The following is a 2,095-nucleotide window of genomic DNA, read 5'->3' as shown; positions in this document are numbered from 1 at the left end:
GGGTCTCACGATCTACGACATGTGCAAGGCGCACCAGCGCGACATGGTCATCACCGAGGTGCGACTGCTTGAGAAGGACGGTGGCAGATCCGGGCACTTCGTGCGGACCGCGGGTGACGCTTCCGCGGCATCGGCGGAGGCTGCTACGGCGTCCCTGCCGCACGGCATCGTGGTTGCCACCTGCATATCCGAGAAGAAGGGCACGCGCAAGCACACCGTTGACGCTATCGAGCTCAAGGTGGGCAAGGGCATCGAGGGCGACGCTCACGCCGGTGGCTGGCACCGCCAGGTGAGCCTTCTCGCCAACGAGTCCGTGGACCTCATGCGCACCAAGGGCATCGAGCTTGCGCCGGGGGATTTTGCCGAGAACGTGCTCACGCAGGGGGTCGATGCCAAGAGCCTGCCCGTGGGCACCACGCTTGCCGTGGGCCCTGCCCGCATGGTGGTGACGCAGATCGGCAAGGCCTGCCATAACGATTGCGAGATACGGCGCCTTACGGGCATGTGCGTGATGCCCACTGATGGCATCTTCTGCGTGGTGACGCGTGGTGGAACCGTGCGCGCCGGTGACGAGGTTCGCGTGATGGGAGAGGGCGAGCTGGCATGAGGCTTATAAAGACCGAGGACGCCATCGGGCACGTGCTGTGCCACGACATGACCCAGATTCTGCCCGGTGACGGCAAGGGTTCGCCGCACTACAAGGGGCCTCGCTTCAAGAAGGGCCACAGGGTCACGGCCGAGGACGTGCCGGTGCTGCTCTCCATGGGCAAGGAGCACCTCTACGTGTGGGAGGCCGGACCCGGCATGCTCCACGAGGACGATGCCGCCCGGCGTATGGCCGCGCTCTGCCTGGGTCCGGGCTGCGTGGCGTCGGGCGAGCCCCGCGAGGGCAAGATCGGCATCAAGGCCGCGCATGACGGCGTCTATCTTGTCGACTCGGAGCGCCTTGTGGCGGTGAACGGCTGCGAGGAGGTCATGATCGCCACGCGCAAGGGCGGCTTTGCCGTATCCGCAGGCGACGACCTTGCTGGCACACGCGTGGTCCCGCTGGTCGTGAGGGAGTCTGTGGTCGAGGCGGCAGAGCGTGCGGCAGACATCGGGAGGATGGGCCCGCTCATGTGCGTGGAGCCGTGGCGCCTGGGGACGGCGGCCATTATCGCCACGGGATCCGAGGTGGCCAAGGGCCTTATCGAGGACCGCTTCACCCCTGTGGTGGAGGCCAAGCTCGCACGCTACGGCGTCAAGACGACCTGGCACGCCACGCCCGGCGACGATATGGACGCGCTGGTGGCGGCCATAGGCGAGGCGCGCGAGACCGGGGTCGACATGGTTGTGTGCACGGGTGGCATGAGCGTTGACCCAGATGACAACACCCCCGGCGCCATCAAGCGTGCGGGTGCGCGCATCGTGACCTATGGAGCGCCGGTCCTGCCGGGCGCGATGCTTCTCGTGGGCTACTTTGACGAGAGCGATGCTGCTGGCGAGCCGCGCGCGGTGCCCGTGGTGGGTCTGCCGGGCTGCGTCATGTACAGCGCGGCCACGGTCTTTGACCTGGTGCTGCCTCGCATTGCGGCCGGCGTGGAAGTGCGTCGTCGCGACGTTGTGCAACTGGGCGAGGGCGGCCTGTGCCTGCGCTGCGAGCCCTGCACCTTCCCCGTATGCCCGTTTGGAAAGTAGGATCCATGAGCCATAGCGAGACAGACAAGCAGCAGGCTACAGCAAGTGAGGCCTACACGGCAGTTGTGATTACCGTGAGCGACCGCTGCTCGCGCAAAGAGCGCGAGGACGCCTCTGGACCGACGCTCGTAGCGCTTCTCGGCGAGAGGGGCTACCGCGTGGTGGCAACGCGCGTGGTGCCCGACGAGCAGCCACAGATAGAGGCGGCCATCAGGGCGGCGGCAGAGCGGGATGCGGCGCTCGTCCTCACCACGGGTGGCACGGGCCTCTCGCCACGCGACGTGACGCCCGAGGCAACTGCGGCCGTGTGCACGCGCATGGCACCAGGGATCCCCGAGGCCATGCGTGCCGCCTCGATGGCCATCACGCCGCATGCCTGCCTCTCGCGCGAGGTGGCTGGCATCCTGGACCGCACGCT

General features: G+C 67.5%; 3 protein-coding genes. All 3 read left to right on the top strand.

The window, feature by feature from the left end:
• Window positions 1-607 (top strand): MOSC domain-containing protein (locus ACO59D_RS09795; protein ID WP_485126817.1); only part of this gene is annotated, 607 nt, incomplete at its 5' end.
• Entirely contained in the window at window positions 604-1,677 is a 1,074-nt protein-coding gene (locus ACO59D_RS09790; RefSeq protein WP_485126816.1) for a molybdopterin-binding protein, read from the top strand. The genes ACO59D_RS09795 and ACO59D_RS09790, both read left to right, overlap by 4 nt.
• A gap of 5 nt (window positions 1,678-1,682) precedes the next feature.
• On the top strand, window positions 1,683-2,095 hold a 413-nt coding region (locus ACO59D_RS09785; protein ID WP_485126815.1), incomplete at its 3' end, for a MogA/MoaB family molybdenum cofactor biosynthesis protein.

The organism is Tractidigestivibacter sp., from assembly GCF_057241865.1.
This window is presented reverse-complemented; position numbering and strand designations above follow the sequence as displayed.

Bases quoted from the DNA above. Each gene is read 5' to 3' on its own strand.
- ACO59D_RS09790 (WP_485126816.1), top strand. From the start codon at position 604: ATGAGGCTTATAAAGACCGAGGACGCCATCGGGCACGTGCTGTGCCAC.